The sequence below is a fragment of the Legionella sainthelensi genome, from assembly GCF_900637685.1.
In the GTDB taxonomy this organism is placed as follows: domain Bacteria; phylum Pseudomonadota; class Gammaproteobacteria; order Legionellales; family Legionellaceae; genus Legionella; species Legionella sainthelensi.
The window spans coordinates 1,945,315-1,970,941 of record NZ_LR134388.1; the positions used below are offsets into that span (position 1 = coordinate 1,945,315).

Consider the following 25,627-nt stretch of genomic DNA (forward strand, 5'->3'; position numbering starts at 1 on the left):
ATATAACACTCTAAATGTTTTAGGTCGCGTATTTCCGTTGTTGATTAGAAAATTTACTTGAATTTTTGGGAACTAGAGTTTGATTTGAGCATTTAACTCTTCAATTTTATCGAGAATTTTTAAGAATTTTTCCCCAAAGGGTGTTACAAAATATTCTACTCTAGGTGGAGTTTCGTGAAACGACTTCTTGTCAAGAATACCGAAATCTATGTTTTTCCTAAGACATTGGTTTAGAACTTTTGTTGAAAGGCCCTCAACACTTCGTACCATTTCTCCAGGTCGATTGATTCCCTCTCGTAAGAGAGAATAGACAGTTAAAGACCATTTACATCCATAAATAGTTTCTACCATCGTGGCTGCTTTGAGCGGTGGCATTTTTTGATTTAACTTTTTTTATCAGACATTTCAATAAGTTGGACCAGAAAGTTCTTACAGTACCAATTGGTACTTACTTTTTTTACGATTATATCTCCTTAATAATAAATTGGGTATAACAAATATGAGGTGAATAATAATGTTACGTAATGATTTAGCCATTATCGTTGGTGGATCAAGCGGCATGGGATTAGAAACAGCGAAACGACTCTCAGGATATGGTTTGGATTTGTTAATCACAGGAAGAGATGAGCATAAACTGATCAAGGCTGCTGAAAGAATTGATGGAAATAGAGGAGGAGTGGAAATTGCGGTGATTGATCTTCATAACGAAGATCATCTATCAAAGTTAATGCATAAAATAAATAATGAAGATCGTAAAATAAAATATCTTGTTAATGCAGCTGGAAGCTTCAAACCGATCAGTTTTTTAGATCATACGGTAATGGATTATGATCTCCAGATAAATATCAACAAAGCGTTCTTTTTTATTACTCAGGCCGTGGTCCAAAATATGAAGAAAAATAGAGGCGGAGCAATTGTTAATATAGGATCAATGTGGGCCAATCAAGCAGTTAAAGCAACCCCTTCTTCAGCTTACTCCATACAAAAAGCAGGGCTTCATTCCTTAACACAACATTTAGCTATGGAGCTCGCGGAGTATAATATAAGAGTTAATGCAGTTGCACCGGCAGTAGTCATGACTCCGATTTATAAATCATTTATTGATGAAGATAAAATTGAATTATCATTGCAAAACTTTAATCAATTTCATCCTATAGGGCGAATAGGTAAAGCAAGCGATGTTGCTGATGCAATTGAGTTTCTTTTATCCGATAAAGCAAGTTGGATAACAGGGGAAATCATTAATGTGGATGGAGGTGTTATGGCTGGAAGAAATTAGGCAAGTCGACGATATTTTTAAACTAGGGGCGATTTGTTGTAATGTTTATGGCTTGACTAAAATCAGGTAACATTGATTGTAGCTGTTTTGCCAGTGAGTAAAGCAGCAAATCATTGTTTTGAGCAGCCCCAAGCTGTATTGAAATTGGGAGATGATTGTGATACGTCACTGGAATTGTCAAAGCAGGCAAGTCTGCTTGATTAAACAAAGAGGTAAATGGGGAGAACTCAAGGTTTTTTTGTAAGTAATTATCAAACGCATCATCTGTTTTTAATTCACCGATTAATAATGGAAGTTTAGCTAATGCGGGGGTTAAAATTATATCTGTTTGACCCAATAACTGATGCAATGGACGAAATAATTGATATAATTTTCTTTTAGCAATAAGATATTCAAATGCAGAAATGGCTTGTCCCTTTTGATAAAAATCCCAGGTAACGGGCTCCAGTTCGTCAACAGTTACTTTTCTTTTTAACTGTATTTCTTGGATTTTTATTGCTGTGAAAGTATTCGTTGCTATTAAAGCTAGGGCGCACTCTCCAATTGTTTTAAAATCCAAATCTAAATTTCGTTTTTCAATCCTGTGCCCTAATTTTTTTAATAATTCTTCGACTTGATTAATAGCAATTAGATACGGAGATGCTATGGGGACTGGTGAAAAACTCCCCTCTAGTCGAATGACATTAAATACTTTCTTAGGTGAAATCGATGGCAATTTTCGAGGGGCTATTAGCTCATGAAATAATGTCTCAGAGTCGCGAAGTGAACGAGTCAAGACAAAATTTACTGCCATACCAGACCAAAGTTCATTCGTTAAAGGCCCTGCTGGAGTGAGTCCATTGGTTGGCTTAAAACCTATTAATCCACAACATGACGCAGGGATTCTAATAGAACCACCACCATCGCTTGCAGTGGCTATGGGAGCGATACCTGTTGAAACCGCAGCAGCTGAACCACCAGAAGACCCCCCACAGGTTCGATTGAGATCATAGGGGTTACGACAAGGCCCATGTAAAATGGATTCAGTAACATAAGAAAGGCCTAATTCCGGCGTATTTGTTTTTGCAAAAGGAATAAAACCTAAAGAAATAAGCTTACTCACTAAATCACTAGTGAATACATCAATATTCATCGCAAAAAAACGCGATCCTTCTGTACTATGAACACCAGTAATATGATGTCCTAAATCTTTAACTAATAAAGGAACCCCATAATAAGGTTCATTACCATTAAGATTCTCGAGGCATTTTATTGCAAAATCAGGACAGCTTAAGACAATGGCATTAAGAAACGGATTCACCTCATTAACTCGCGTTAATGCGCAATCAAGAACTTCACGAGCGCTTACTTTCTTTTTTTTGATAAGTTGAGCAAGTCCATGTACATCATACTGAATATATTCGTTTACTAACATTAAGCTACCTAGTAGTATAAAACTCAGGAACAATACGTGTTGTTCCTGAGTTGAAGTTTTATTTATTCATCATCATGGCAACTTTTGAATTGATCTGCCATTTTTTCTTCCATTTTTTTCATTTTGCTTTGCAACTCTGTCTTTTGTTGCGGATTAAGGACAGCATAGATTTGATTTTTAGCAGTTACTTTTGCTTTCATCATGTCCCCAATAAGTTTTGTTTTTTTGTCAATCAAGCTATCTACTGTTGCTTGATCCATATTAGCTGATTCAGCTTGCTGCTGAAGTTGTTGATCCAAATCGTTCATTTGGCTTGCATCGTTTTTTATTGTTGAGGCTAATTGTTCTAAGATGGGTTTGATTTTAGCTTTTTGGTTGTCATCAAGTTTTAAAGAGCTAACCATATGTTTCAATCCTTCACCACAACCACAAGAGTGTGCTAGAACAACGGGGCTAAGCACTAATGTGCATGCGAATAAAACTGTTTGCGCGATTTTTTTATACATGTTATGTCCATCCTTAGTGAGTTAAATCATAGAATAGTATAGATTATTTTGTTGAAAATAGGATTGAATTCAATAGATTTTTTGTAATTGAAGTGACTTTTTTAAAGGAAGCAAGAATTAGGGATATAAAGATAATGCTCATCATCTTAAGCAATTAAAATTCTGCTTCATGGCGCCATATCCCATCCCAATCTTCGGGTGACTTTTTTATTAATATGTGGCAACGCTCGATATAAAGTGCCGCTAATTGATCCCCCGGGTAGGCTGGAGTAAGTTTTGCAAATAACTTAAGACTTTCGTGCCAATTACCTTTTTGGTAATGATGGAATGCATGTTCGAATTCTTCTATATGTTGTTTTAAATGCTGAATGTTTTGGGCAGTAATAAGCTCATAAATGGTGGTGCTTTCTCGTTTTCCACGAACAGCTACTTTATCAAGCATACGAAAAGAAAAGTGGTTTTTGGCTTCTTCGAAAATGGATTTACTGACAATAATTTGTGTGTTATAGGCTTTATTAATTGCTTCAAGACGACTTGTTAAATTCACTGAATCCCCTAAAGCCGTAAAACTAAGCCGTTCTGCTGAGCCAACATTACCCACAATAGCCTTACCCGAATGGATTCCAATTCTCAAAATAAGCTCAGGGAGATCTTGATTTTGATTTTTGATATTAAACTGGTTAACTTGTTCTATCATGCTAACCGCAGTTTGACAGGCATGAAGAATATGAAATTCATCAGGCAAGGGAGTGTTCCAAAGCGCCATAATCGCATCGCCTATATATTTATCTAATATTCCTTGATGAATCAGAACAGTATCTGTCATCAGTTGAAAGTAACCAGAGAGATAGTTCATGAGCTGTTTGGGAGGAGTGGCTTCGGCGAGTTTAGTGAAGTCTTTAATATCAGAAAATAGAATAGTGATATTTTGATATTCTCCACCTACTTTAGCAATTTTTCCACTACGCAATAATTTTTTTACTAATGAACTTGGAACATAGCGTTGAAATGAAGCAAGACTCGAGCGCATATTTGAAAGACTTTTATCCATGTAACTGATTTCTTTGATCATTGTTTTAAGTAAAGGTTTGGGTTCAAGATTTAATTGTGTAATTTCTTGTGCCTCTTTAGACAATTTAATAATCGGACGTGATATTTTTTGCGAAACAAGACGAGCAATCAGAACCCCTAGAATAAGAATAAAAACAGTCAAAAATAATATTCTGATACTTAGCGTTCGAAGCGGTGCTAAAACATCGCTAGCTGGAACAATAATCGTAATATGCCAAATTTTTTCTGAATTCGCGTTAAAAATAGGTTGATTCACTAAAAAGAATTGCCGATTGTTATATTCATAGAATGTCACTGGAATTTGCTGGCTATCCGAGTCTAATTTAGAAAGTGGGATTGGAATTTTAAACCGAAGATCTTTGGGAGTTAACATTTTTCCACGAATATCTAATAACTGTTTAGGATTTCTATAAGCTATAATTTGATTTTTTTCATTGGTTATATAAATAATTGAGTTTGGGGTAACTTGTAATTTATTAATGAATTTTTGCATGCTGTTCACGGCTATGTCCATCCCCAATACGCCTTCTAGTTTATGATGTTCACCGTAAATAGGAATTGTTGCAGTAATACCGTAGGTAATATCAGTGTTTTTAGTGAATGAGTGAAATTGGTAGATATTAGTCCAGACTAGTTTCTTCGCTGTAACAGCATCTTGATACCATGGGCGTGTTCTTGGATCATAATTTATGTCTAGTGTCGTCTTTTTAGAAAATGTCCTTGGTCATTGTATTCATAACGGGTTTTATAAGGGGGTTTTATTGAATTAGTAATAATATCTACCGCAATTATTCCTGATTCTTGGCGATCAACGCCATAAACATCTCCCGTTATTGTTGCGTAATAAGCTGCTGAAATTCCTGGGTTTTTACGAACTGTGTTAAAAATAAAGGACTCGAATTCATCGCGATCATCAATAATCCCGTTAGTGAGCATGTATTGAATTTGGACAAGATCGTGATTTAGGGGAAGTAAGTATTCGGAAATATGAGATTTAATTATTTCAGAGGTTTGTTCAATTGAACTATGAGCGCTGGAACTAAGGATTTTATTTAATCCAATATAATTAATACTAATAATGGTAGCACCGACAAGGCTTAATAAAACCACAAACAAGGTAATAATGCATAGATAAATGCTCACTTTAATGTGATGAATCATAATGCTTTTTAGCCTTTTCTATTTTTTAGTATTATTTTTCTATAAGTATATACGCTTTATAATTAATTTTAGGTCAAATTGATTTTTATATATAATATCAGATTCAAATGAGTGGATTCTTCCGCAGCGAATATGCGAGCAAAAGTTGCTTTTGTTGTTCTCGTCGACTTTTATGGATATTAAAGCATCTCACGAGCTACTAATGAGGAGCAGACTTAAGTTCTTGAACAATTATGATTTCTTAACACCTATAATTCGAACAGAAAGATTAACTCTTAGAAATACTTATAATAAGAAATCAACAATGAATGTTGTTCTTAAACAAGCACTAACAACATTCATTTTATTCATATTGTAAACCTAGGCTTCTTCGGCTCCTACGGTTACATTACCTGTCGTATAAGAGTGGGCGCCGGTACCTGCCAGTCTCCCATTATTAACAATCAGATAAACATCGCGGATCGGGCGACCGTCAAACCAACACTCTAAAATTTCACGAGTTCCTGCTGCATAACGAGCCTGTGCCGATAATGATGTACCAGAAATATGCGGTGTCATGCCATGATGCGGCATAGTTCTCCATGGATGATCTTTAGGCGCTGGTTGTGGAAACCAAACATCACCCGCATAGCCAGCGAGTTGACCATTTTTACAGGCGCTTACAATGGCATTCTGATCGCAAATTTTACCTCGTGCTGTATTGATGAGATAGGCACCTCGTTTCATTTTACGAAGCATTTTTTCATCAAACAAGTTTTCTGTTTCAGGAGTCAACGGACAATTAATGGTAACCACGTCGCATACTTGTACCAATGATTCAACATGCTCATGAAAAATTAACCCTAATTCTTTTTCTGTTTTTTCAGGTAATCGGTGACGATCTGTATAATGTAATTTGACGTCAAAAGGTTTTAAACGTTTCATGACGGCTAAACCAATACGCCCACATGCAACTGAGCCTACGGTCATCCCTTCCAGGTCATAAGAGCGTTCAATACAATCAGCGATATTCCAACCATTTTGTACAACCCAATCATAGGAGGGTAAATAATTACGTACTAAGGAGAGAATCATCATGACCACATGTTCGGCAACGCTGATACTGTTTGAATAGGTCACTTCGGCGACAGTAATATTGTTTTCCATCGCAGCTTGTAAATCCACATGATCAGAACCAATTCCGGCAGTGATTATTAACTTTAATTTTTTAGCTTTAGCTATTCGTTCAGAAGTTAAGTAGGCGGGCCAAAAAGGTTGTGAAATAACGATATCTGAATCAGGTAATTCTTTTTCGAAAATAGAGTTTGGGCCTTCTTTATCTGAGGTTACTATAAATTGATGTCCTTGAGACTCAAGAAATTGACGTAATCCTAGCTCACCAGATACCGAACCTAATAAAGTACCCGGTTTAAATTCGAGATGCCTCGGAGTAGGGATGCTTTGTCCATCAGGATATTGCTCAATGATAGGTAAGTCGTTACGCGCATAGGTTTTTGGGTAACCATGAATTGGATCATCATAAAGAACACACAGAATTTTAGCCATAATTTTTCCTTAAATTGAATGGTTAAATGAGTACGCCTAGTTTTAAAAACTTGCTTAGAATTACCCTAAGATAATGAAACCACATAATGTAGCATCATTATTCTTTGCAAGCGAAAGATTTCTTATGTTTGTTTAGCAAATTGCATTATACTCATGAATCATACAAAATATTATTGAATATAAAGGGATTATGCTATGGAAAGGACCATACCGTTTATTTTTTTAATAGCATTTTTTCTATCTAATGTGGCTAAGGCAGATGATGTTGATTTTACTCCAAAACATCCTTCATTTTCTTTAGAAGAAACCACGATTAGCTTAATTCATACAGCAATAAATAATAACGAATTGACTTGTGAAGAATTAATTAATCTCTATCTTGAACGTATTAAAAAATATAATTTGAGTGCGGTAGAATTTGCACCGATTAATGCATTTGTAGAAATCAATCAAAATGTAATCGATCAAGCAAGAGGACTCGATAAAATCCATTCAAATAAGCACCAACTTATGGGGCCATTGCATTGTATTCCCATTATACTGAAGGACAACATTGATACTTATGATGCAACTACAAGCTCTGGATCTCTCTCATTATTGGGAAATCAGCCTAACCAAGATGCTTTTTTAGTAACTCAGTTAAGAAAAGCAGGAGCAATTATTTTGGGTAAAGGTGGGATGGATGAGTTGGCGGCGGGTATGTTTGGTATCAGCAGTAGAACTGGGCGTATTGGTAATGTTTATGATACAAGAAAAAGTCCTGGGGGTTCAAGCGGAGGGTCTGCTGTTGCAGTCAGTGCCAACTTTGCAGTGATTGGAATTGGTACAGACAATAGTGGTTCTGTGAGGATTCCTGCTGCATTTAATGGTGTTTATGGTTTGCGCCCAAGTACGGGTTTAATAAGCCAAAGCGGAATTTTTCCTTCGGGAAATTTAGATGGCACACCAGGGCCTTTAGCCCGAACAGTTCAGGATCTTGCGACTGTTTTAGATGTCATTGCCAAAGCAAATCCAACAGATATGAAAACAGTAAATGTTCCAAGAGAAAACACTTATGCTGCTTACTTAAATGAAGATGGATTAATTGGAAAACGTATTGGAATTGTGCATAAGGTTGGAAATAGAAATGTCTTTAAAGAGATGCCCAAGGATATCTCACAAATTATGAAACAATCATTACTCAACTTGGAAAAATCAGGCGCGACCATTATTAATGAAGTGAACTTATCTGAATTTGACACCGATCGCTCTCCTAATATGGCGGGTATGAGGCAAGATGTGGATCATTATCTAAGTTCTTATCCTTCTGTACGTCAGGATTTCCAAGATTTATGTGATTCAAATAGAATAAGAGTTTTTGGTGATGCTCAAAAGTGCGTCAAATTTTTTGCATTAATGCCGATTAAATATGGGGAAAAATATGAGACTGCATTAAAAACATTTGCAAAAAATAGAAAATATGTTGAACAAGTAATGAAACAACAAAAACTTGATGCTCTATTAATGCCCATAAGCACTGCAGGCATTGCGACTTATGAACCTTATGACGTGAACACCTGGCTTGCACCGGTTTCTTCTAATTCCGGCCTACCCGCAATCACAATTAATTTTGGTTATCACAGTCAAATGCCTATTGGCGTGGAATTAATTGGACCACAATTTAGTGAAGGAAAACTCCTCGAAATGGCTTATGCATATGAGAAAAAATCGCGGCCAAGAGTAAAACCAAAGATGCCAGCAGAAGATAAAGTATTACAAAATTTGGATATATCTGCATACAATAATTTAATAACTAATATAGGTTATAAAACTTATATGTATATTTTAATAAATAGTGCAGGAAATCAACCTAAAGAACTCGAAGCAAAGCAATTTAAAGCTTTAGTTAACAAAGAAATAAGTCGCTTAAATGAAATTCATCTAAACAATTAGGCTGTTAAGTGCAAAAAAATATACAATCCGAAACAAAGATTGAGTTTGTGAATACATTACGGGGGATTACTGCTCTATTTGTTGTCCTCTCTCATTATTTCAGTACCTTTTGGTACAAAAGAGATACCATAGCGCATTTAATTAATGCCCCCATACTGGAGCCGGAACACTTTAATGCACCGATTTATGTAGTATGGCTCAATAAATTTTCTTTGTTTGATTGGGGCTCTTATGGAGTAGGTTTATTTTTTCTCTTAAGTGGTTTTGTTATTCCTTTTTCATTACAAAAAACAAGTGTATTCGGGTTTTTAGTTAGCCGCTTTTTGCGAATTATCCCTACGTATGTTGTGGGATTTAGTATCACTATACTGGCTCTTTTTTTAGGAACCCAATATTTTTTAATCTCTTGGCCTTATTCTCCACAAGAAATAATCATTCATTATTTTCCAGGAATCCGAGACATACTTGAATCAAAAAATATAGATTCAATTATTTGGACTTTAGAAATTGAGATGAAATTTTATTTACTCGTTGCCTTATTGGGATTTTGGTTTCGTAAATACTCAATAAAAGTATTCTTTATGCCCATAATTTTCTTTCTTTTGAACTGTTACCTATCTTATATGCTTCCCGAATGGGCGGTAAGTAATTTCACAGCCTTTATTTGGAGTAGAATTTTTATTTTGCCCTCTCAATATATTATCTTTATGTTTCTAGGTGTTGTATTTCACTATCTGTATTGTCATAAAATTGCACCTGATCAGGGCTATTTTGCGATAGGATTTTTATTTCTTTTATTCTGTATTAATTGGTGGGCAGGACCTTATTCAGAGAGTTTGATTTTAGCATGGAGTTATGCCTTAGCATTATTAACCTTTATGTTTGCTTATACTTTTCCTTATTTATTTAAGACAAATCCATTCGTTAAATTTTTAGCAGATATTAGTTATCCCTTGTATATTATTCATTGTATTGGCGGCTATATGTTTCTTCGTATTTTATTAGATAAAGGTTTTAATGCTGGTGTAGCGTTAATTATAGTTAGTGCCGTTGCCATTACACTTTCCTGGTTTCTTCATCTCTTTATTGAAAAACCATCCCAAAGATTAGGTAGAAAACTTGCAACAGAACTTAAATTAAATTCTTTACGGTTGAATCTATTTACCAGAAAGAGAATAAAACCATTAAGTTTAAATTAATTACAATAAAATCAGGAAGTCATTATGCACGCTTATGAAACAATTTTAAGCAAGCAAGAGAAAAAATGGATTTTGGAACGGCGTGTAACCAGACTCTCTGATAATAGAGAGGTACAAATATATCCCATGGGGGCAGAGCGCTATTTATCTTCGGCTTTGATGGGCAATCAAAAGTGTCGATACAATATTCGCGCAGATGTAGAAGGGAAAAATGTTTTAGTGATTCCTGGCCATGGTAACAGTAGTTTTTTAGTGGCTCAGGCTGGAGCAAAATCAGTAACTGTTTATGATAAAGATCCCATAACGATTGCCTGGATGAAAGCATTTAAAAAATATTATCATTACCGAGAATATGATGCCCAAGGGAAATCTCTAGCCTCAATTGGTGAGTTATTTACCTCACTTACGTATTGGTATCCTGCTTTAATTAAGATCCCTGGAGTGAAATTAATCCATTTTTTACTATGGATCGGGCATCCTAACTCCTTAAGACGAACCTATATTCATTACATGGTGGAATTAGTTCAAAAAGCTCTTCAAATGAAAAGAAAAGAAGATTTTGAACTTGATAAAAAAATTCAATTTCATGTGGGAACAGTGGAGGAAATTTCTATAATCCATGGAAAGCAAAGTTTTCATACCGCTTTTATTCCCTACCTTTTAGGCGTAGAAAACGGCATAGAAAACGAAAAAGAGATAGTGCAATTTTTAAAAAAATTGATTGAAATAATTCCTAATGGACGAATTATAGTAAGTCCTTCTAAAGATGTTAAAGATTTTCATTTATTTGGGAAACGTTATTTTATGACGACAAAATATACAAATATTTATGATATTCCCGGCCTTAAAGAATATCTTTTAGAGAATGATGATCATTGGTTTCGCAGTCAAGGTCTTGCCGTATTTGGTCAGCACCAAACTAGATGTATCTGATTATCCTTTTTGATTTATATTTGCTTTATATTCGTAATCATGTTATTTAATTTTTAAATGAAGTTTTAGAGAGATTTTCTTATGGAATACAGAACCTTAGGTAATACCGGATTACTAGTTTCTCGTCTTTGTTTAGGTACTATGACTTTTGGTGGTAAAGGTTTTTGGGAGGCAATCGGCTCAGTCGGACAGTCAAATGCCGATGAAATTATAAAGTCGTCTTTTGATGCTGGAATCAATTTTTTTGATACTGCTGATGTTTATTCTGAGGGTGAAAGTGAATGTGTTCTTGGTCAAGCGCTGAAAAATCTTAACATCCCCAGAAAGGATGTAGTGATTGCAACTAAAGTATACGGCAGAGTTGGCCCTGGATACAATGATATAGGTGCTTCTAGAAAGCATATTATGGAAGCGGTTGATGCAAGCCTTCGCCGTTTAAATACAGATTACATTGATTTATATCAAATTCATGGAAGTGATCCTATCACGCCCATAGATGAAACATTGCGAGCATTAGATACCTTGGTAGAACAGGGAAAAGTACGGTATATTGGTTGTTCCAATTGGCCAGCTTGGAAAATTGCAAAAGCCTTGGGTGTTTCTCAGCTGAAGAATCTTGTTCATTTTGATACGTTACAAGCCTATTATTCGCTTGCTGGACGCGACCTTGAGCGCGAGATTATTCCCTTACTGGAAGAAGATAAAATGGGCTTGCTTGTTTGGAGTCCTTTAGCTGGTGGCTTGCTTTCAGGTAAATTTAACCGTGATAATCAAAAGCCAGAAGATTCTCGCCGTTCCAATTTTGATTTCCCAATTGTGGATAAGGAGAGAGTGTGGCGAGTTCTTGAGGTTATGGAGCCTATTGCAAGACATCATCATTGCAGTGCTGCTCGTGTATCATTAGCCTGGTTGCTCACCAGACCCGCTGTTACTTCTGTGATCATTGGCGCTAAGCGTATTGATCAGTTACAAGATAATCTTAGCGCAGTAGCTCTAAAGCTATCCTCAGATGAAATAAAACTGTTAGACGAGGTTAGTTCTTTACCACCTGAGTATCCTGGTTGGATGCTTCCTTTTCAAGCATTAGATAGATTAGATCCCTCTGTTCAGCGTTTAGATGCTTTAAATAAGAAATAAGTGTTTACTAAAGCACTCTTTTATAAGAGTGCTTATTAGCGCACAGTATTTTTTTAGATTCACCAGGTATTTTACCAACAAATATATTGTGAGGGATGATGAAATGTCTAAACCACTATCAAGCCTACTAATATGTTTCATTTCATCAGTGGTATTTGCAAATCAGGGTACTAAATCCTGCAAACCACAAGTTGTTACTCCAATTGAAAATTGGGAAATAGTTGCCTTTAACACAGCTGATATTCCAACAAGCCATGCATTTCAAGGAGAAAATTTAATTTATTCTGTAAAGGCACATCCTCATAACAAAGTAAATCAAGTCACTATTGATTCAAATAATGGCAGAATAAAAATTAAAGCGGATGGCAAAGATAATTTCGATGTTCTTGTTCATGTCACTAATAAATGTGGCAGCACATCTACTACTTTTAATGTACAAATTGATGAAGAAGATTAAAAAACATTGTTATTGATTAGATTATCTGCAATATCACTTAAATAATATTGAAATAAAAAGAGTATTGGGTATAGACCATAATCTATCAGATGTTTATCATAGATAACTCTAAAAATAAATGAATTCATTAATGGTAAAAATAAAGCATATCTTCTACAACTTAAATAACGTGTTGCTGTTTTTTTTCTTTGCTTATTAACCTGCAGGGCTCAATCAGCTATTGTGGTATTTCAAAGTGATTTTGGTACTAAAGATGGTGCGGTTAGTGAAGTGAAAGGGGTGATGTACACTGTAGATCCTTCACTTATTATTTCAGATTTAACACATGAAATACCCGCTTATAATATTTGGGAGGCATCATATCGCCTATATCAAACTGCCCCATATTGGCCAAAAGACACTGTATTTATAAGCGTAGTTGATCCTGGGGTTGGGACTAAGCGTCGTTCTATAGTTGTTTTAACAAATAATGGACAATATTTTGTAACTCCTGACAATGGAACCTTAACTCTTATTGATAATCGATTTGGAATTAAAGAAGTACGGGAGATAGATGAAACCAAAAATCGTTTAGACGGTTCTGGCTCCTCTAATACTTTTTTTGGTAGAGATGTGTATGGCTATACTGCTGCAAAATTAGCTTCTGGAAAGATTTCATTTGAAGAAGTTGGCCCTAAGCTTTATGAACCAATTGTAAAAATCCCGTATCAAAAAGCTACGATCGAAAATGATAAATTACAAGGTACAATAGTAATCCTTGATCCTCAATATGGAAACCTCTGGACTAATATTGATAAGCAATTACTAGAGCAATATGGCTTTGAGCCTGGTGCATGCTATAAAGTGAGGATCTATCACAAAAATCATAACACGTTCGTAGGTCTGCTGTTATACCAAAAAACATTTGGCGATATTTCAAAAGGTAAAGATTTACTTTATTTAAATAGCCTGCTTCATTTGGCAATAGCAACAAATCAAGGTAGTTTTGCTAAAATCCATAAAATTGGATCTGGTCCTGATTGGACAATAACTGTTGAAAAATCAAAAAAATCAAAAAAACAGTGTGATAGTGAGTGGATATACATACAATGAAGTACCGGCCGGATATTGATGGCTTAAGAGCGGTTGCTATTTTGTTGGTAATCCTTTTTCACGCAGGTGTGAAGTTATTTCCTTCTGGCTTTATCGGTGTAGATATTTTTTTTGTTATTTCAGGATTTCTAATCACCAGTATTATTTATGGAGCTTTGCAAAATAATCGTTTTTCGTTCATTGATTTCTATAGCCGAAGATTATGGCGATTGCAACCCATATTTATTTGTTTGATTGTAAGTACTTTTTTGCTTTCCTTGATTTTTTATTTGCCTGAGGATTTGATTCAATATGCCAAAAGTGCTCGAAAAACTTCATTATTTCTTTCAAATATGTTTTTTGAAAGAGCAACAAAAGGTTATTTTTCACCAAATGCGAATCAATTACCTTTGTTACATACTTGGTCATTATCAATAGAATGGCAATGTTATTTGATTCTACCTGTAATAATCTATGGCATTTATCGAACTGTTAATAAAAAGCATATTGCAAAAATAACTTATTTACTCACAGCATTTTTTTTAATTTTAGCGTTATTTTTATCAACAAATGAACCGGCAAAAAACTACTATCAATTATTGAGTCGCATTTTTGAATTTTTAATAGGTTCATGTATTGTATTTAGACAAAATCAATTTTCATTGAATAGGTATTGGATAGAGAGTCTAAATATCGTTGCAGTTATAAGTATATTTTATATAGCAATGAATGCGAATACTCATATAGGCTTTCCAAATTGGTATGCTATTGTTTTGTGTTGTGCAACAAGTATTCTGATCATTTCGGGGACAAGCTATCCTCAGACATTTCTAAGCCGCTTTCTTTCCTTGAAACCTGTAGTGTTTATCGGTTTACTTTCTTATTCACTATATATTTGGCACTGGCCAATATTTGTGATTATTCGTTATTTAAAAATTGAAGAGACATCCCTTGTTTTAATGTATGCATGTACTTTAACCTTCATCATTGCTTATTTTTCTTGGCGATTTATTGAGAAACCAGCACGTAAATTTCACACCATTAGGTTTGGTTACAGCCTAATCTATTTATGTATACTTCCTGGTTTTTTAATTCATTTAGGGGATTACACAATCAAAAAGCAGGAGGGATACCCCAAACGTTTCAATGAAATGGCTCAAATTGATAAGCAGCTAAAACAATATTCCTATCCGATCAGAGCGCAATGTCTTAAAGACAAGAGCGTTGAAATAAATAATAATTGTGTTCTTGGAGCAAAAAGCCCAAATAGAAGAACGGGTTTCATGTTTGGGGATTCTCATGCGAATCATTTATGGGGATTTATGGATGCTCTTGCAAAAAAAGCGAACATATCTATTCTGGCTCATGCAACTGCGGCATGCCTCACTCTACCGGGAGTTGAGCAATATGATTGGAATAAAGAGGTTTATGCTGCATGCCACGAACAAATCAACCGTTATTATAATATGATAAAAAATAATCATTATGATTTTGTGATTTTAGGACAAAATTGGGATGGATATCTAGGCGGTAAACTCATTGTCAATGAGTCCGTAGAGTTGACGAAACAACGAATCGAAAAAGCATTAGATAATGCCTTGCAAATTATTATTGCTTCCGGCGCCACACCTGTTTTACTTAAAACAATTGTAGTCAATAATTCTTATAATTGTTTTTTTTATCATATTAAACTGAGAAAGAAGTATCAATCTGAAGAATGTGATTTTGCGATGCAATCAAATTGGCAAGATGAATTATTTGAACGTCTTAAAAGGAAATATACGCAATTAATAATTATTGATCCGAAACAAGCTCAATGTCTCAAAGGCCAATGTAGCGCGGACATTAATGGTATACCCATGTTTCGTGATTCCGGACATATTACTGATTACGCTTCATATCATCTAGCGATTCGTTATTTACAACTTTATGAAAATCCATTGACTTAACGGAAAGAGCTGATTGCCCAAGTTTTAAGATTTAATGAATTAGCTCTTTCAGTATCTGTGATACTCAACAATTAAACCGCATATTATTAGGCTCAAATTCTTCTTCATCTGGTTCAGGGTGAAGTTCTTTATTCAAATTTTGGATTGCTTTATTTATCTTCTCGGTGAACATCTGAGGGTTGTTTAATAAGGCTATCGCATGTTCCTTTTGTCCCTGCGTTAAAATCAAAAGTGCTGCTTTTACCGAATTACTCTGGTTAGTTGGAAAGTTGACCCGATGTGCAAGAGGCAATGTCGCCATAGCTTCTTCAATATCTTGGGCCCACTCTTGACGGCCAGGCATACGTTTTCCTAGATCTATGAGTGTTCTAAGTGATTCAGCGGGTGAATTTTTTAATGCTTGTGTTTGTAAATTTAAAAGCTCAATGACCGCTTTGATTTGTCCCATCGTCATATTTTGTTGTCCTATTTTTAGGGCAGAATCGGCTAAAAGTTTGTTGATACGGGCATCATTACTACTAAATTTACAAGCAACCAGCTCTTGTCTTGCTTTTTGATAGTCCTGATATAATTGCACTTTATCCTTTAAATCGCCAGCTAACTCTATCCATTTGTCGGATAAATCTTTTGATGAATTAGAATTTTGCAAAATATTATTTTTGATAGCTTGCAATTGATTTGTTATTGTATCTTGAGATCCCCCTAGATCGAGTTGACCTATCTGATCCATTAGATTTTGGGCCTGTCTGACATGGGGTACGAACCTCTCGATTGATGTTAATACGGCCTGGTAAAATTGCTCGTGATCCGCTTCTTTAGTCTGATTATGGTCAATTAAGTGTTGTATCGTTGCTGGAAGTAAAACCTCCTTTAGCCAATCGGTTATTCGTGTTTTTTATCGCAAATAGCCAATCTGGATGCACATATGCAGCATTTCGTGCTGCATGTCTATCTCCGCCCTGATTTAGGGTTTCTCTGGCTCGATTGACTGCAGCGATAGCCATAAGCACTTGCGGTTTGTCCGCAATGGCATGAGGAAATTTGGGCATCGCTTGAGTGGTCTAAGCATCACATTGCTCCGAGCCAGCGGCTATAGCTACTAGCTGCCCGTAGGTGTATCCCGAAACTTTCACCCGAATGATGTCGTTCGCTTCGAATTGATGGCCTTCGCATCCAGGTTGAAACCCTTGATTCAAATTCCCTGTGCAATTTCTCAATGCAATCCCGTTTCGATTGATGAAGGTGTCTAAAGACATATTATGTGTAGCATCTTCTAGCCACATGTGCTCGGGGCAAGATTTTCCTTCACGGAACCCACCACATAGGTAGATTTCATCAACTTGTAAACAAGTTTCTTGGTTATTTCGAAGTTGAAGAATATCATGCATGTTCGTTTGCCGTTCTAGTATCAGTTCCTCACCTATAGGGGATGGGATATCGTTCATTACACGTTCCAGTTCTTTTTGCATCCCAATTTCACAGTATTGGTTATTTAGCTCTTTACAGGTAGTCCAATGAATCGGGCTTGCTATGGCAAACACGTGACATGATATCCCTTTATCGTATATGGGACGCCCTTGTGGGTCGGCAATTTCTGATTCATTCTCTTGAAATAAGGCATTGTATTCTTTGGTACCATAAGGATTTTTCATTGTGACTCCTCCATCAGCGCGATGCTTGGACTTGTATAGGATGTTGCGTCTCACTTTCGATTCTATAAATTGGTAAGCTCTGAGTAATGCCTTTTAATTATAGAATCATAAATACACATAGGTTTATGCATATTAAAATCACATAAGTAAATAAATGTTCTCATTGCTTAATATTTAATTAAGATATTTTTTGTATGATGTAACCACTCTATGAAAAGGGGTTCATTATGTTGACGAAATTAAATAAATTAAACAAATTATCAAAATTATCCAAAAAGATGTATTTAGGTGGCAATACAAGTATTGTTCGGTTTTATTCAGAAAACAATTGGAAAAAATTCAATGAAAGTTCTTGCTCTATTGAGTCAGTGCTTTTATCTGGAAAAAAATCATTTCCCGATATATTTCAAGATGATACCGTTGAATTTACAGCAATAAAAAACTCAGTCCACAAGCAAGAAGAGCTAACACAGATATTGAAGGCGTTTGGACGTTATAAGGGACATGATGGTTCATCAATCGGTAACTTGATGGTTTTTGAGACGGAACGCCGCTCTTTACAAGTCACAGGGGCTTTAATTCCATTGTTAGTAAAAACGCCCCCTAAAAATAATGATTTTGGTCAATTTGTACGTGACTTTCATGTACAACATATCATCCCATATCTCCCCGAATCAGATCTGTTAAGACTACGTGAAAAATATTTTAGTTGGGTTTGTTCCATTGTAACCAATAGTGATACAAGAGAGGAACATCCACGAATACATCATTTTTTTAACCAAGCTAAAGCAGAACTTTTAAAACGAAGAGAAAAGGAGATTATCACTTTATCCGACTCTGAAATAACTGAGTTAGCCGTTAGACGTGTAGCCGATGCATTGCTTAAACAAGAATTAGATACAACATTGTCAACCATTGCAGAAAATAAAATTGAATTACTTATTGGAAACGGCAAGCTTGAAGCATTACCATTAGTATCGGCAGTTGATGCGAATACATTTATTGGTTCTCTCGAAAAACCTTTAAGCAGTTATCCAGATCGTTTTACAGTATTGATGGCAGGGGGACCTGGAAGTGGTAAGTCGATTACAACAGAAAGCTTTGCGTTGCAATTACAGCAACAAACAGGATACGCATTAGATGAGCTTGCACTTCTTACCGTGGATAGAAAACGAACAATTTATTATGACGATGATTGTGTCAAGGGTACCCATAAAAAACATATTGGTACATTGACTCATGATGAGGCTGTTGTCACTTACAATATGAGTGGAGAGTTCTTATCTCGTCGCATGGATCAAAATAAAAAAGTCCCTAATGTGTTCAAAGAAATGTGCAATATTTGGCCCACTTGGCTTGACATAGGCTTAAAAAAGGATGGAACCTATTTAATATCAGTTTCAACAAGAAAACCTGAGAAAGCAGTTGAGGGTGTTATCAAAAGAGGAATTGAAAATAATGATTTTGTCACGCCCCCAGAGTATGTATTAAACTCATATCGTAGTGTTAGTGAGCGTTTTCCACAAGTTATTCAGGATAACCAGTCAAAAAAAGTAATTATTAGTGTTGTAAATAACGAGTTAGCAATTGAGAAAAAATTCAGTAAAGAACAAAATCAGGAGCTTGAGGATAATAAACCGGCCGTTGTTGTAGATTGTGAGACCAATACAATCTATATAGTCAATTTATTGCAATACATGGATTTTATTAATCAAAGCCAACTTAATAGCAAAGCAACTAGTGTACAAGAACTTTACGAAAATGCAGATCTTACTATTTCTACCAGTATGAAAAGAGTAATTGATCCCAGTAAATTTGGTTCTGCTAAAATTGCTTTTGTTCAGTCAGATATTAAATCAACAGCAATTAATGAGCTCGAGAAAAACATAGTAGCTGTTGTTCAAGAGGGTGAACTTAATATTTTGGATAAAGAACACTTTGATGTATTACGTTCTACTGCCCCTGAACATTTTGAAGAGTTAGATACTTTAGCCTCTAAAAAATCACAAAGTTTCTGCACAATACTCTAATCAAAATAACCAGGGACGGTTCCTTAGTTTTTTAGCAGGGGGCCTGGAGCATCAGATGCTGAAGTATTTTCAAGTTCCTTCACAATGGTTTGAACAGATTTGCTTATTTGTTGTCCTTGTTCGGTTTTTTTAACTACAGACCAATCCATCTGTTTAAAAAAGTTAGAGGAAGCTGGGGGATTCTTAATCACTTTGCTGAGGGTATTAGGAGTAATAAACCTTTTAAAAAGCATCATGATCAATTCCTTTTCTAAAATTCAGTTACAGCAATAATAAATTTTTATAAATAAAATGCAAGTATTATATGTTAATTTAAGGTCAAGAACATTGATTACTTCTTCTTGTCTGAATTTGATTGGTCGTTATCGGGTATTGGGTTTTTATCCAATTCTTTGGCAATTGTTTTTGTATTTTCGCTCAGTGTTTTTGTTCTGTTTTTATCAGTAGTTATATTCCAGTCTAAAGATTTACTAAAACCTTTGCGTGTTTTATCGGACATTTTTGAAACTCCAAAATATATTTTTGATTAAACAAAATGCTAGAGTTTGTTGATAATTCATAAAATTCAACATTTACGTTTCGCGATTTGGTCACGGGCGCCAGTAACTTGGCCAAAAATAAAACTCTTTGGTTTTTGTAAGAGTGAAGCTTGATCCTGCATCCAACTCGCGAAGTTGGAATCTGAATTGCCAACAGAGCCTATATATATATATTAGCAAAATATTGAATGAGTCAGTTGATTTTTTTGGTAAAAACTTTTCTATAATATAAGGTAAATAATTTGTTCTATAGTTACAAAAATGCACTAATATTTATCACCAAAATAGGTTTTATATAATTTTAGATAGTGGCCATTTTTTTCAATGGTTTGTAGTTCTTTGTTGATCTTATCAATTAATGGCTGTTCTTCAGGTACAGCGACAATCGCCATTCCATTTCCTACTTCTCGGGGTTTTCCTAGTACCCTAATGTTGGCTAACCCATTATTTTGCCAATAATTTGCGTAGAATTCACGAACAAATGCAGCAGATAAAGAACCATTCTCTAGATCATTAATTAAATTCTCAGGAGAGTCGTATTTTTTAACTTGTAATTGATTCTGATAATTGGTTTGTAAATAATCAACAAAAACTTCACCATTGAGATCATTTGCGGCTCCCACTTTTTTCCCCTGGAGCTCTGTTTCCTGTTTCAGTTTACTTTGAGCAGGTACAATAAAGACAGCACGAACAGGCAAATAGGGCAAACTAAATATAAAGTTTCCCTCATTATGAGGAGAGGTCATTATACCTGCTATTAGAAGGTTAACCTTTCTATTTTCTAAAGCGTTAAATAATTCGTTGTCATTCATCTGGACAAATGAACATTTGATTTTTATTTTTTGGCAAATGTAATTCATTAATTCAATATCAAATCCCTGATTTTTATTAATAATAAATGGAGGATAATAATGAATAGTTCCTATTTTGATTTCAGCGTGAACTGTTGATATAGTCAGAAAAACGAATAAAACATACGAAAAAAAACGCATAAAAATTCCATTTTTTTATTAAATTATTAGCTACAATTCATTTTAACAGTAATTAAATTTCTTGTACATTTCATAGCTTACAAAAAATTTAACCGACTTTGTTTCACGAGGACTCTATGGATTTTAAAAAGAAAAAGGTTATTGTTACGGGAGCAAATCGCAGCATAGGCCAAAGAATAGCTATAGCTTTTGCGGAACAAGGAGCAGAAGTAGTCATTAGTTATCATAGTGACGCCTCAGGTGCCGAGAAAACCCTCCATGCGATTACAAAGATAGGAGGAAAGGCTCAAGCATTTTATGCAGACTTTTCCGATATAAATCAAGTCCCAATTTTTGCTGAACAAGCAATTAATAATTTAGGACGTGTAGACATATTAGTGAATAACGCTGGTATATCTTCTCGTGAAACAATATTTGAATTACCTCCAGAAAAAATGCTACAAGTTTTCCAAATCAATTGTATTTCTCCACTCTATTTAACCCAGCTTTGTGCTAAGAATATGGTAGATGTTGGAAATAAAGGTTGCATTATAAATATTTCGTCAATTAGTGGAACAATCACCATGCCTAAAGGTATTGGCTATGGTGCCTCAAAAGCCGCGTTAAATAAATGGACGAAACATGCCGCTTTGGATCTAGCAAAATATGGGATACGAGTAAATACGATTGCGCCTGGTGTTATAGAGTCAGGAATGAATGAGGATACTGCTACCACCAATCCAGAATTATGGAATTATCTACTGAACAATATCCCATTACAAAGACCTGGAACGCCAAATGACATTGCTCATATGGCTTTATTTCTTGCTTCAGAAAAAGCAAGTTGGATTACAGGTACAGTTCTTACGGTTGATGGAGGTCATGCTGTTTAGACTTTTATAAGCTTATGGAATAGGCTTGGCTAACATCAGCAAGTTCTTGGGATGTTGAGATTAATTCGAGTTTCTCAGTGGCGAACCTAATCCACGCATCACCAATATAATTTACTGTCATAATCTTAGCAGCCCAACCAGCAATTAACATCATGTATGCTGATAATTGACCTCCAGCAACCATACGGTAATTGTTTGCCGCCGTAAGAAATGACTTATATTCTGCTGGATTATCGATTAAACCTTCTGTCTTTTTTAAAAGATCAAGCGATTCTTCTGAGGACAGCTGTTCGCTTTCTTGTAGTTTAACGACTAGCATTACCATTGCATTGCAAGCCCTTTTAAAATTAACAGGATAATCTCGATGTTGCGATAATTTTATTTCAATAATATGTTGTTGCTGATTTAATGATGTATATAATGAATCTTTCATAATACTCTTTATAGCGTTGTAAATACGTTGATCTAAATTCTTCTCCGTATCAGGAGTGCGGTGTTCACCGCCTAAAAACATCACCTGCTTTATCACCTGTATTGTCTCAAAGCGATGACGACCAACTTTACCTAATGGATAATTATTAAAATCATAACCCTGCTCATATTTTTGAACATGGGAATCAGTGTCCGATAAAAATAGATAATCCATATCAGCGCTAGTTGCATAGGCATTCCAATTTTTTTTCAAGCGTAAAAAAAATTTTTCATTAAAATTATAAGCTAACTCTTGAGCTAAATAAGGAAATTGATTTGTGATTAATTCTAAAGGAGCTATCATTGAGGTAGAAGTATAAAATGATGCTAGTTTTTTTGCTTCAACTTCAATCGATGCAAGCTCCAATTTAAAGAAAAGTATCGATATTGCATCCTCTTTTTTATTAGATAACCTCTCTTTAGCATCTCCAATATTATTCTTTGCTGCATAGTGTAATATCAAACGTGGCATGCACTCACTTGAGTGCACATCGATTTCTTTATATCGATTATAAATAACCTCCATCTGATCTCTCGGCAACTCAGGAAGAAAAGCCAAGGTTAAAAACTCTATAATATCTTTAGCACCGCCAAGATGAGATAAAGGTATTGCATCGCCAAATCCACCTGAATTAGCCTCTGTAACATTTGCAGTAAGTCTTAGGCCCAAATTCCTTTTTGCTAAAGGCACAAGGTCTTGAGGGGTAAATAATGGCATATATGCTCCGATAGAGTAATTTTGACTAAAAATGTAATGATTTTGGAGTAGAAGTTCGCTTTATCTAATTAAAAAAATGCTTAATTATCGCGACAATAAATACATAAATAAAACTGACATAAAAAAAGACACCAACATACGCTAAAATAATAAATAATCCATCTTTTTCTATTAGACCTAAACTAAAAGTAATAAGTAACGCTGCAAAAATAAAATTACTGAAAGGAATAGGCAGCATCAAAAGTATCGCTAAACAGAAAATAATAGTTCCGTTTATTATTTCCATAAAACGACACGTCATAAATGACCATCGAGGCTTTAAGAAATATTCAATTTTAATCAAACAGGGTACTGTTGCATGAATAATTTTTGAAATACTTTTTTGGTGAATAGTATGTTCTGCAATAGTTTTTGGTAACCATAACGTTTTTCTGGCAAATACCATTTGGCAAGCAAATAGCAATATAGGTACACTAAAAATAACCGAAACACCTGGAATAGTAGAAAAAGGTAATGCGCTTGGTAAAGCAAAAAACAACAGCACTATACCGAATGCTCTTTCCCCGAGGGTTTGTAAAATGCGTTGAAATGTTAACTCTCCTTTTAAATCTTCATGATTAACAAGTGTTAAAAGAGCGACAGAAGAACGTGTGGTGTTTTTATTCATAATTAACTCATGTTTCTAGGGTTCATCAGATAATTTCTTCGGGTAAATTTTTACTTTAAGAACTTTTGAAGCAATTGCGCTTTCTATCTCTGCATGGAATTCTGGAAAATCAATGTGCTCTCCTTCTTTAGGTACATAACCTAGTCGATAAAAAAACAAACCATTCAAAATATCAATGTTATTATCCACATCAATATCACGATCAATAGCTTGCTCCAAAGAGTATATGGAACAATTTCCTGATGCAGATATACTTCCATCATTGTTTAATACCCAATCAACTTTAGTGCGGTGGAACTCATCTTTAATTCGGCCAATAAGTACCTGAAGTAAATTATCGAGTGTAACAAATCCTAATATCGTTTTTCTACCACTGTAAACAAGAGCGAAATGGGGCATCCCTTCGCGAAATTTGCGTAATAAATCCAATGCAGGAAGTCGGCGTGAAACTTTTAGCATTGGCCTTAGTAATGTACGTAATTCTTTTACCTCACCTTGTTGATATAAGACGGGTAAAAGATCCTTCACATGGATAATTCCAATGACATCCTTTTTATCAGGATCGTATACAGGGTAACGAGTATAGCGGTGTTCCATAATGAGATCCATGACTTGCTTAATGGGTTTATTTATAGGAATCGTGACCATTTCTTCGGTAAATCGCATGACCTCGGTAACCTTAAGATCAGCTAAGTCAAGGGTGTGCTCAATAATTTCAACTTCTTCTTCAGTAAGCTCACCATGCAGATGGCTTGCATTTAAGAGTAACTTTATTTCGTCTGTAGAGTATGAGTGTTCACCTTGATGAACTGCATCTAGATTAAAAACTTTTAGCAAAAAATTTGAGCAATTATTGAGAACCCAAATCGCAGGAAACATGAGCCAATAAATCCATATAGAGGTAAAGCTGTCCATAAAGAAACTCTTTCTGATTGTCGAATAGCTAACGATTTAGGCATTAATTCCCCAACGACAATATGCAGAAAAGAAATAAATGAAAATGATATAAAAAATGCGATTATTGTTGTTAGTTGAGGTGAATTAGCCCCAATAAGGAACAAAAGCGGTTCTAAAAGATGAGCAAAAGCAGGCTCTCCTATCCAACCTAGTCCCAGAGATGCGAAGGTTATCCCTAATTGGCAAGCAGATAAATATGCATCAAGGTGTTTATGTACATGAAATAAAATTTTTCCTCGTAAACCATAGATGTTTTTAATTGCTTTTACTCGAGTTGAACGAAGTTTTACCATTCCGAATTCAGCAGCTACAAAAAAAGCATTGAGTAAAACCAAAATAAAAGCTAAAAAGACTAGTAAAAAATTAATCACCCAGTGTTCCTATATAGTTAATTATTGAATAAAATGGCTCTAACGATTTACTTCACCTATTTAGAAAGGTTAGCACAACATAAGCTGATATTTGCATGATTTAATATGAGTGTTTCAAATTCTAATTTTTAAACTCACCGGTATTTATAAGATGAGACCATTTGACTTGAATCAATTGATCCCAATTAATTGATCTTGTGAATAGCCTAAACTAAAAAATATGAGCTTTGGTTATCACTTGGTTGTTTCTTTGAATATCTAATGGAACCGCAAATGATTATCTAAAAAATCACATAATTCCTGGTTAGAGAAATGCATTACATCACTTTTAAAATTATGGGTGACTAAGTGAGTTACATGTTTGTTGGTATGGTGAAATAAAAGTCCATTCATACGAGGTGGGGCAACTACAATTAATTGCTCATAAGCATGCATATTCCTACCATCATCCAACACATCAGCAATTATCCTGGCAAAATTATCGATCTCAATTTCTTTAGGATCGGATTGTTGCGTATAAGTTCCTTGTTCTGTACGACCCGCTTTACCTGAAGTTAACTCAATATCTTTAAGTTTGCTTTGAGGATGAACCATTTCCTTTACTAAGGTAAGATCATGATGTTTTGTTTTTGATGCATAAATGCGGCAAGTAGTGGTGTCTGCAGTAATAATCCAAGTGTGTTGATCAAATATCATTGCAATGC

General features: G+C 35.1%; 25 protein-coding genes and 1 pseudogene. 10 read left to right on the forward strand and 16 right to left on the reverse strand.

Annotated elements, in window-relative coordinates; genetic code table 11:
- Positions 1–72 precede the first annotated feature (72 nt).
- Entirely contained in the window at positions 73–351 is a 279-nt protein-coding gene (locus EL220_RS08570) for a winged helix-turn-helix transcriptional regulator (RefSeq protein ID WP_232002711.1), read from the reverse strand.
- A gap of 163 nt (positions 352–514) precedes the next feature.
- Here EL220_RS08570 and EL220_RS08575 point away from each other — a divergent pair, with 163 nt between their 5' ends.
- Positions 515–1,279, forward strand: coding sequence for an SDR family NAD(P)-dependent oxidoreductase (locus EL220_RS08575; protein WP_027270019.1), 765 nt, complete (start codon positions 515–517; stop codon positions 1,277–1,279).
- Between the two features lie 22 nt (positions 1,280–1,301).
- Here the strand turns inward: EL220_RS08575 and EL220_RS08580 are convergent, their stop codons facing one another.
- From EL220_RS08580 to EL220_RS08595, 5 genes are all read right to left on the reverse strand, one after another.
- Positions 1,302–2,693: an amidase gene (locus tag EL220_RS08580; RefSeq protein WP_027270020.1), complete on the reverse strand. Its 1,392-nt coding sequence runs from the start codon at positions 2,691–2,693 to the stop codon at positions 1,302–1,304.
- A gap of 62 nt (positions 2,694–2,755) precedes the next feature.
- Entirely contained in the window at positions 2,756–3,199 is a 444-nt protein-coding gene (locus tag EL220_RS08585; protein WP_027270021.1) for a Spy/CpxP family protein refolding chaperone, read from the reverse strand.
- 154 nt (positions 3,200–3,353) lie between these two features.
- Positions 3,354–4,961, reverse strand: a complete 1,608-nt coding sequence (locus tag EL220_RS08590) for an adenylate/guanylate cyclase domain-containing protein (protein WP_232002742.1) — start codon at positions 4,959–4,961, stop codon at positions 3,354–3,356.
- Between the two features lie 2 nt (positions 4,962–4,963).
- On the reverse strand, positions 4,964–5,431 hold the full coding sequence (locus tag EL220_RS18870) for a hypothetical protein (RefSeq protein WP_232002712.1): 468 nt from the start codon (positions 5,429–5,431) through the stop codon (positions 4,964–4,966).
- Positions 5,432–5,791: 360 nt separating this feature from the next.
- Positions 5,792–6,976, reverse strand: coding sequence for an NAD-dependent formate dehydrogenase (locus EL220_RS08595; RefSeq protein ID WP_027270023.1), 1,185 nt, complete (start codon positions 6,974–6,976; stop codon positions 5,792–5,794).
- Positions 6,977–7,171: 195 nt separating this feature from the next.
- Here EL220_RS08595 and EL220_RS08600 point away from each other — a divergent pair, with 195 nt between their 5' ends.
- From EL220_RS08600 to EL220_RS08630, 7 genes are all read left to right on the forward strand, one after another.
- Positions 7,172–8,908, forward strand: coding sequence for an amidase family protein (locus tag EL220_RS08600; protein WP_027270024.1), 1,737 nt, complete (start codon positions 7,172–7,174; stop codon positions 8,906–8,908).
- Positions 8,909–8,916: 8 nt separating this feature from the next.
- Positions 8,917–10,107 (forward strand): acyltransferase family protein, encoded by a 1,191-nt coding sequence (locus EL220_RS08605; RefSeq protein ID WP_027270025.1) that lies wholly within the window; start codon positions 8,917–8,919, stop codon positions 10,105–10,107.
- A gap of 24 nt (positions 10,108–10,131) precedes the next feature.
- The gene (locus tag EL220_RS08610; protein ID WP_027270026.1) at positions 10,132–11,040 is read left to right on the forward strand and encodes a hypothetical protein; all 909 of its coding nucleotides are present in this window, start codon (positions 10,132–10,134) and stop codon (positions 11,038–11,040) included.
- A gap of 81 nt (positions 11,041–11,121) precedes the next feature.
- Positions 11,122–12,177: an aldo/keto reductase gene (locus tag EL220_RS08615; protein WP_027270027.1), complete on the forward strand. Its 1,056-nt coding sequence runs from the start codon at positions 11,122–11,124 to the stop codon at positions 12,175–12,177.
- Between the two features lie 103 nt (positions 12,178–12,280).
- Positions 12,281–12,634 (forward strand): hypothetical protein, encoded by a 354-nt coding sequence (locus tag EL220_RS08620; RefSeq protein WP_027270028.1) that lies wholly within the window; start codon positions 12,281–12,283, stop codon positions 12,632–12,634.
- 222 nt (positions 12,635–12,856) lie between these two features.
- Positions 12,857–13,726, forward strand: coding sequence for an SAM hydrolase/SAM-dependent halogenase family protein (locus EL220_RS08625; RefSeq protein ID WP_232002713.1), 870 nt, complete (start codon positions 12,857–12,859; stop codon positions 13,724–13,726).
- On the forward strand, positions 13,723–15,654 hold the full coding sequence (locus EL220_RS08630; protein ID WP_027270029.1) for an acyltransferase family protein: 1,932 nt from the start codon (positions 13,723–13,725) through the stop codon (positions 15,652–15,654). Before EL220_RS08625 ends, EL220_RS08630 begins: the two co-directional genes overlap by 4 nt.
- A 64-nt stretch (positions 15,655–15,718) precedes the next feature.
- Here EL220_RS08630 and EL220_RS08635 read toward each other — a convergent pair whose 3' ends face one another.
- The 3 genes from EL220_RS08635 to EL220_RS08645 form a co-directional block, all read right to left on the reverse strand.
- Positions 15,719–16,384 carry a hypothetical protein gene (locus EL220_RS08635; protein ID WP_027270030.1) on the reverse strand — a complete coding sequence of 222 codons (666 nt, stop codon included), beginning with the start codon at positions 16,382–16,384 and terminating at the stop codon, positions 15,719–15,721.
- 100 nt (positions 16,385–16,484) lie between these two features.
- Positions 16,485–16,703: a hypothetical protein gene (locus EL220_RS08640; protein WP_027270031.1), complete on the reverse strand. Its 219-nt coding sequence runs from the start codon at positions 16,701–16,703 to the stop codon at positions 16,485–16,487.
- A 12-nt stretch (positions 16,704–16,715) separates the two neighbouring features.
- Positions 16,716–17,306 (reverse strand): hypothetical protein, encoded by a 591-nt coding sequence (locus tag EL220_RS08645; RefSeq protein WP_027270032.1) that lies wholly within the window; start codon positions 17,304–17,306, stop codon positions 16,716–16,718.
- A gap of 227 nt (positions 17,307–17,533) precedes the next feature.
- Between EL220_RS08645 and EL220_RS08650 the strand changes: the two genes are divergently transcribed.
- Positions 17,534–19,336 (forward strand): hypothetical protein, encoded by a 1,803-nt coding sequence (locus EL220_RS08650; protein ID WP_027270033.1) that lies wholly within the window; start codon positions 17,534–17,536, stop codon positions 19,334–19,336.
- A gap of 23 nt (positions 19,337–19,359) precedes the next feature.
- Here the strand turns inward: EL220_RS08650 and EL220_RS08655 are convergent, their stop codons facing one another.
- The 3 genes from EL220_RS08655 to EL220_RS08660 form a co-directional block, all read right to left on the reverse strand.
- Positions 19,360–19,572: a hypothetical protein gene (locus EL220_RS08655; RefSeq protein WP_027270034.1), complete on the reverse strand. Its 213-nt coding sequence runs from the start codon at positions 19,570–19,572 to the stop codon at positions 19,360–19,362.
- A 95-nt stretch (positions 19,573–19,667) separates the two neighbouring features.
- Positions 19,668–19,835 (reverse strand): hypothetical protein, encoded by a 168-nt coding sequence (locus tag EL220_RS18175; RefSeq protein ID WP_164480579.1) that lies wholly within the window; start codon positions 19,833–19,835, stop codon positions 19,668–19,670.
- A gap of 306 nt (positions 19,836–20,141) precedes the next feature.
- A complete protein-coding gene (locus EL220_RS08660) occupies positions 20,142–20,867 on the reverse strand; it encodes a transporter substrate-binding domain-containing protein (protein ID WP_027270035.1) in 726 nt (241 codons plus the stop codon).
- Between the two features lie 116 nt (positions 20,868–20,983).
- Here EL220_RS08660 and EL220_RS08665 point away from each other — a divergent pair, with 116 nt between their 5' ends.
- Positions 20,984–21,739 carry an SDR family NAD(P)-dependent oxidoreductase gene (locus EL220_RS08665; RefSeq protein ID WP_027270036.1) on the forward strand — a complete coding sequence of 252 codons (756 nt, stop codon included), beginning with the start codon at positions 20,984–20,986 and terminating at the stop codon, positions 21,737–21,739.
- A 4-nt stretch (positions 21,740–21,743) separates the two neighbouring features.
- Here the strand turns inward: EL220_RS08665 and EL220_RS08670 are convergent, their stop codons facing one another.
- The 4 genes and pseudogenes from EL220_RS08670 to EL220_RS08685 form a co-directional block, all read right to left on the reverse strand.
- Complete coding sequence (locus EL220_RS08670; RefSeq protein WP_027270037.1) at positions 21,744–22,928, reverse strand: hypothetical protein; 1,185 nt, start codon at positions 22,926–22,928, stop codon at positions 21,744–21,746.
- A 64-nt stretch (positions 22,929–22,992) separates the two neighbouring features.
- Positions 22,993–23,595 (reverse strand): exopolysaccharide biosynthesis protein, encoded by a 603-nt coding sequence (locus EL220_RS08675; protein WP_027270038.1) that lies wholly within the window; start codon positions 23,593–23,595, stop codon positions 22,993–22,995.
- A gap of 15 nt (positions 23,596–23,610) precedes the next feature.
- Positions 23,611–24,923 (reverse strand): annotated as a pseudogene (locus EL220_RS08680) (hemolysin family protein).
- Between the two features lie 258 nt (positions 24,924–25,181).
- Positions 25,182–25,619 (reverse strand): host attachment protein, encoded by a 438-nt coding sequence (locus EL220_RS08685; protein WP_027270040.1) that lies wholly within the window; start codon positions 25,617–25,619, stop codon positions 25,182–25,184.
- Positions 25,620–25,627 lie beyond the last annotated feature (8 nt).